The sequence below is a fragment of the Microcystis sp. M165S2 genome (genome assembly GCF_020245885.1).
Classification (GTDB): domain Bacteria; phylum Cyanobacteriota; class Cyanobacteriia; order Cyanobacteriales; family Microcystaceae; genus Microcystis.
This window is the reverse complement of record NZ_JADBTZ010000374.1, coordinates 1-6,330: the sequence shown is the minus strand read 5'-3', so window position 1 is coordinate 6,330 and position 6,330 is coordinate 1. Positions and strand designations below refer to the sequence as shown.

At 49.5% G+C, this 6,330-nt stretch carries 4 protein-coding genes and 2 pseudogenes; 4 read left to right on the top strand and 2 right to left on the bottom strand.

Features of this window, described 5'->3' with window-relative positions; genetic code table 11:
- Positions 1-479: 479 nt before the first annotated feature.
- A pseudogene (locus tag IM479_RS18625) lies at positions 480-852 on the bottom strand (type II toxin-antitoxin system PemK/MazF family toxin).
- A 473-nt stretch (positions 853-1,325) separates the two neighbouring features.
- On the opposite strand from IM479_RS18625, the gene cysK reads away from it, so the two are divergent.
- From cysK to IM479_RS18605, 4 genes are all read left to right on the top strand, one after another.
- Positions 1,326-2,306, top strand: a complete 981-nt coding sequence (cysK, locus tag IM479_RS18620) for a cysteine synthase A (RefSeq protein WP_287683625.1) — start codon at positions 1,326-1,328, stop codon at positions 2,304-2,306.
- On the top strand, positions 2,303-3,262 hold the full coding sequence (epsC, locus tag IM479_RS18615) for a serine O-acetyltransferase EpsC (protein WP_287683626.1): 960 nt from the start codon (positions 2,303-2,305) through the stop codon (positions 3,260-3,262). Before cysK ends, epsC begins: the two co-directional genes overlap by 4 nt.
- A gap of 75 nt (positions 3,263-3,337) precedes the next feature.
- Entirely contained in the window at positions 3,338-4,270 is a 933-nt protein-coding gene (locus IM479_RS18610; protein WP_002750434.1) for a family 2A encapsulin nanocompartment shell protein, read from the top strand.
- Positions 4,236-5,954 (top strand): family 2A encapsulin nanocompartment cargo protein cysteine desulfurase, encoded by a 1,719-nt coding sequence (locus IM479_RS18605; RefSeq protein WP_287699531.1) that lies wholly within the window; start codon positions 4,236-4,238, stop codon positions 5,952-5,954. Before IM479_RS18610 ends, IM479_RS18605 begins: the two co-directional genes overlap by 35 nt.
- A 237-nt stretch (positions 5,955-6,191) precedes the next feature.
- Here IM479_RS18605 and IM479_RS18600 read toward each other — a convergent pair.
- Positions 6,192-6,330, bottom strand: a pseudogene (locus IM479_RS18600) (DNA adenine methylase); the annotation flags it as partial.

Genomic DNA, 6,330 nt, shown 5'->3' with positions numbered 1-6,330 from the left:
TCAATTGTCTATCTTTTGGTATTAACCTATTTGTGCCGTAAGTGTCTCCCTGTATAGATTTCAGCTACTTTTAGGCGTAGGCACTCTCATCGAATTTTATTTTAAGTTAATTATTTGCATAACAATTACCGAAGAGCCTTTTATAGCAAATAATGGGTTATTTAGGACGCTTTCAATTTTCAAACTCTTATCTGAACAGGGTTTCAGCGATGGATTGTCCTAAGCACCTTGGTCTTTGCTATATACTAAATCCGTTTATTAAAGACTGATTATCTATTCCCCCTTTTGCCCCTTGCATGAGTGCCTGTCCTGATATGTAGCCTATACCCATAAGAATTCCATTTAATTCCACATTTATGACTCGTATCCTAAGGTTAGCAAAACGGCTCTTATGGTTTCTGTGTGGAAACGAGACTTATACTGATAGTTTCTACAACAAAATAGTCCTAAAAGTCTTTCCCAGTAAATATTTCACGATTTCATAGGCAAAAATTATTACACAAAGTCGAGAAGAGCCGCAAAACCACTTCTTCCAATTGGGCAATTATTTCGGGAATCAGTTGTCCCAGTGTGCGGATCAAACGAGTTTTATCCAGCACTCTCATCTGAAAACATAGGGCAACAGAATCTTGGCCGAGTCCACCATTAACCTTGTTCTATCAGTAAGCATATAGGCAAAGCAGCGCGACGTTGGTTGGTGGTGAGCGGAATAGCAATGATCGTAGTTGAGAACTGGGAAACAAGGTCATTCTGGAAAATGATGACGGGAGGAATGCCCGCTTGTTCAGAACCTTGAGTTGGATTGAGGTCGGCTAACCAGACTTCACCCCGTTTCAGAGGATTAGTGATCATTGGTTTTCTTGATGGAGTATCAATAACGGTTTTGATGACTTCTCTTTGCCCGATTGAGTTAGCAACTACCAGAGGGAGTGTGGCTTCGCACCGCCAATTTACGACTCCGTATATCATACTAAATCCGGTTATTAAAAACTGATTATTTATTCTCCCCTTTGCATGAGTGCCTATTGCATGAGTGCCTGTCTTGATATGTAGCCTATGCTCAACGGATTTAGTCTAAAGTATAACTCCCAATCCAACTTGAAAAACCCGCTCCCTTATCTCCACTTCCCGCCCTCCTATACCTTGATTCTTCAACCTCAGCGATCGCCTACCACCCTTGATTGTAAAGATTTGTTTAGCTTGACCAGAGGTTGATAGTGCATAGGCTAGGATGAATTTCAAATGGATTCAAAATGAATTTAAAATGAATTCAAGATGAGCCAATCTGGTGAACTGTCGTATTTTAATCATGGAGTTGCCATTTTGTGAGTAAGAAATGGTTCGCAGATAACAGTTTGTCGATCGGGCGGACTCCTCTAGTGCGCCTTAATCGAGTCGTTGGCAACACTCATGCCACGGTTCTGGCCAAGATTGAAGGTCGCAATCCAGCCTATTCAGTCAAATGTCGTATTGGTGCGGCCATGATCTGGGATGCGGAAGAACGGGGGCTATTAGGGCCGGGCAAAGAACTGGTTGAACCCACCAGTGGCAATACAGGTATTGCCTTGGCCTTTGTCGCCGCCGCTAAGGGGATTCCCCTGACCCTGACTATGCCTGAAACCATGAGCTTGGAGAGGCGCAAACTGTTGCTCGCCTATGGAGCCAATCTGGTGTTAACAGAAGGGACTAAGGGCATGACTGGAGCGGTGGCAAAGGCAGAAGAAATTGCCGCGTCTAATCCCGATCGCTATGTGTTGTTACAACAGTTCCGTAATGCTGCCAATCCCCGCATCCATGAGGAAACCACCGGCCCCGAAATTTGGCAGGACACAGATGGGGCGTTCGATATTCTCGTGTCGGGTGTGGGAACGGGCGGAACCATTACGGGAGTTTCGCGCTATGTCAAAAACACCCGAGGAAAACCGATTTTATCGGTAGCAGTGGAGCCAGAAGCCAGCCCCATACTATCCCAAGCCCGGGCAGGTCAGCCCTTAAAGTCTGGCCCTCACAAAATTCAGGGCATTGGGGCGGGGTTTGTTCCCGAAGTTCTGGATTTATCCCTCGTGGATGGGATTGAAACCGTTTCCAACGAAGAGGCCATTCTTTATGCCCAACGGTTGGCCAAGGAAGAAGGGATTATCTCCGGCATTTCCTGCGGTGCCGCCGTCGCCGTCGCCGCTCGCTTGGCACAACAACCCGAACACCAAGGCAAAACCATTGTCGTGATTTTGCCAGATTCCGGAGAACGGTATTTGAGTTCCATCCTGTTCCAGGGGGTATTTAATGAGCAAGGGTTAGTGGCATGACGAGCGAGCATCCGAGCAGTTTCAGCGCTCTCTCCCAACCAACCTTGTCCTTGGATCTCGATGAGATTATCACTCAATTGTCTAAACCTCGTGGCGAGTCGTTCCACAGTTGGTCTCAATCACGAAGCCATTTTCCCTTGCCCTCCCGTGAGGCCTTATTTCGGATTGTCGATCGACTGCGCGCCGTTCTCTTTCCCTATCACTTTGGCAATCCCGATTTAGGCGAAACATCCAGCCGCTATTTTATCGGTCATACGCTCAATGAAGTCCTACAACTGCTGCATCACCAAGTTTGTCGTGAACAGTGGTTGCTGGGGTCGCAGTTGCACTGGTCGTCAGACCAGATTGAGAAGCACGCCCAAGGAACGGTCCAAGCCTTTGCCACTCAATTACCCCATCTGAAGGCTCTGCTGGAAACCGATATCACTGCGGCCTATCGAGGTGATCCGGCGGCCAGAAATTTAGATGAAGTGTTGTTTTGTTACCCCGGGGTAACGGCAATCACTTATCACCGCATTGCCCATGCCCTGTATCGGTTGGACTCTCCCTTGTTGGCGCGGATTGTTAGTGAAATTGGCCATTCCTTAACGGGGATTGACATTCACCCCGGTGCGTCGATTGGCAATAGCTTCTTTATCGATCATGGGACGGGGGTTGTGATTGGGGCAACCACGGTGATTGGCGATCGCGTGCGCCTTTACCAAGCGGTCACGCTCGGTGCGAAAAGCTTTCCCCGGGACGAATCGGGCAGTTTAATCAAAGGTCAAGCCCGTCATCCGATTATTGAAGATGATGTGGTGATTTACTCAGGTGCAACGATTCTCGGTCGGGTAACTATCGGTCGGGGCGCAACCATTGGTGGAAATGTTTGGTTAACCCGCAGTGTGCCGCCGGGGGGTTTTGTCTCCCAGGCTCAACTACGACAGGAAATGTTTGATGACGGCTCTGGAATTTGAGGGGCTGTCCGACTGTGAATGTTCGGCCATAACAGTCGCTTTGTTACTTTTTTTTGAATTGGAGGATTTAACTCAATGACCTATACCCAAGATCATGAATTGCAACTGGCTTTGGGAGATGCTGCCGCTCGGCAGTTGGCCAATGCCACAAAGACCGTTCCTCAGTTATTGACCATTTCGCCCCGTTGGTTCGTTCGCCTCTTGCATTGGCTACCCGTTGAAGCGGGGATTTATCGTCTCAATAAAGTCAGGGATGCCTCCCGGGTTGAGGTGGCTTGCTCTGAACGAGATGAGCGGGAGCTGCCCGAAACCTTTGTGGATTACGAAGAGACCCCCCGGGAGTATTTCTTGAGTGCGGTGAATACGGTACTGGATGTTCACACTCGCGTGTCCGATCTCTACAGCAGTCCCCACGATCAGATCCATGAACAATTGCGCCTGACGATTGAAACGCTGAAGGAACGTCAAGAAAATGAGTTGATCAACAACCATGAGTACGGATTGCTCAACAATATTGTTGATTCCCAGAAAGTGCAACCTCGCAATGGTGCGCCCACGCCGGACGATTTGGATGAGTTGCTGGTGAAGGTGTGGAAAGAACCGGCATTTTTCCTCGCCCATCCTAAAGCGATCGCGGCCTTTGGCCGAGAAGCAACCCGACGGGGTGTACCCCCTGCCACGGTGTCATTATTCGGGTCTCAGTTTATTACCTGGCGGGGCGTGCCTTTGATTCCTTCCGATAAGTTGGCCGTGAATGAACAAGGCAAAACCAATATTTTGTTATTGCGGGTAGGAGAAAGCCGTCAAGGGGTGGTCGGTCTCTATCAGCCCAATTTACCCGGTCAACAGGGAGTTGGCTTGTCGGTGCGATTTATGGGGATTAGTCGCAAGGCGATCGCCTCTTACCTGGTCTCCCTCTACTGTTCGTTGGCAGTGTTGACCGACGATGCGGCGGCCGTACTGGAGAACGTTGATGTCAACCAATACCACATCTACGACTATGACTAACCCCGAACTGATCCCTGAAAAGGCGGGGGGGAATCTACCCGCTGTATCCCCGCCCACGACTGCCCCAACTGAGGTCGAGAACATTTCTCTTAACCCCTTATTTCAACCTGACCTTCTTGAGCATCTCGCCCAGACGATAATTCAAGAACTACAACGGCACGACCTTAAGGCCGAGGTGGCGAAGGGGTTGAGTACAGATCGGGATTATCTGGTGCCATCCGCCGCGGCGATTCCCCCAACCCTGGACTTGCCGGCTACCCCCGCAACCTCCCCAGCTGCTGTGGGCGAACGGCCCACAGTTCCCTTGGCTGTACCCTTAGCCACCTCCTCTTTCTACTTCATTGAGGAGTTAGAAACAAAAATCCCCGACCTTCCGGCCGTAGTGGCCAAACCCGAAAAGCTTGTTCAAGTCCCGGGGATCGATCCCCTTTTTGTCCCCCATGCCAGCGGGCGAAGCGTTCAACGACCTAGCTTCTTTGATGTTCATACCATTCGCCAGGATTTTCCCATCCTGCAAGAACGGGTGAATGGCAAACCACTGATCTGGTTCGACAATGCCGCAACAACTCAAAAGCCCCAAGCAGTCATCGATCGCCTCGTTCATTTCTACAGCCATGAAAATTCCAATGTGCATCGTGCCGCCCATGAATTAGCGGCTCGCTCCACAGATGCTTACGAAGCGGCCAGAGACAAGGTACGCCGTTTTCTCAATGCCTCATCTGCCAACGAAATCATTTTCGTGCGGGGGACAACGGAAGGCATTAATCTGGTGGCAAAAAGCTGGGGACAACAAACCCTACAAGCGGGGGATGAGATTGTCCTCACCCATCTAGAACACCATGCCAATATTGTACCCTGGCAGCAACTAGCCGCCCAAACGGGAGCAAAGTTGCGGGTTGTCCCCGTGGATGACCACGGGCAGATTTTACTGGCAGAGTACCAACAATTACTCAACTCCCGCACAAAACTGGTGGCCTTTTCCCATGTTTCCAATGCCTTGGGAACCATTACCCCCGCCAAACAAATCATTGACTTAGCCCATCGGGTCGGAGCTAAAGTCTTGTTAGATGGCGCTCAATCGGTTTCCCACATTCCGATCGATGTTCAACAATTAGGGTGTGATTGGTTCGTCTTTTCCGGACATAAAGTCTTTGGTCCGACAGGGATCGGGGTACTTTATGGTCAAGAAGACCTGTTGAATGCCACGGTTCCCTGGCAAAGCGGCGGCAACATGATCGTGGATGTGACGTTTGAGCGCACCGTGTATCAGGCGGCTCCCACTCGCTTCGAGGCCGGAACGGGCAATATTGCCGATGCCGTTGGCTTAGGGACGGCCTTGGATTATGTTCAGCAGATTGGTTTGACCACCATTGCCAATTACGAGCATGAACTTCTAGAGTACGCCACTGCGGGACTGACAACCATTCCGGGCCTGCGTTTGATTGGGACGGCGGCCGATAAGGCCAGCGTGCTTTCCTTTGTGCTACAGGGATTTGATGTGGAAGTCATTGGACAGGCCCTGAATCGGGAAGGGATTGCCGTGCGGGCAGGCCATCACTGCGCTCAACCCATTCTGCGACGCTTTGGTCTAGAGGCAACGGTGCGCCCTTCCTTGGCTTTCTACAATACTAAAGCCGAGGTGGATGCGCTGGTGGCTGCGTTGGAACGTTTGCAACACGAATAAACTGACTGGAATAGGTGCGGCAGCTTGTACACCTATTCCAGTTCCCCCTGAACTGCCACCTATTTAAAATGTATAGGAGGGTGGGGAGCGGGTTTTTCAAGTTGGATTGGGAGTTAATCATCCTATTAAAAACGGATTTGTCTGACTTTCCTAGCAAGGCTTTTGATGATTTTTCCAAATCTTTATCAATAATGCCAGCTAAATTATGGTAGATAAATACTCCACTACAATATGACACTAATAGTTTTTGATCATTAATTCCCTACCAGATGCCGCCGATACTTGTTTATAATTATTCATACCATACTGAAGATTCCACTCGATAATATGGGCAAAATTAAAGAGCTTTCGTATCTCTGGACAATCATCGTAGGTA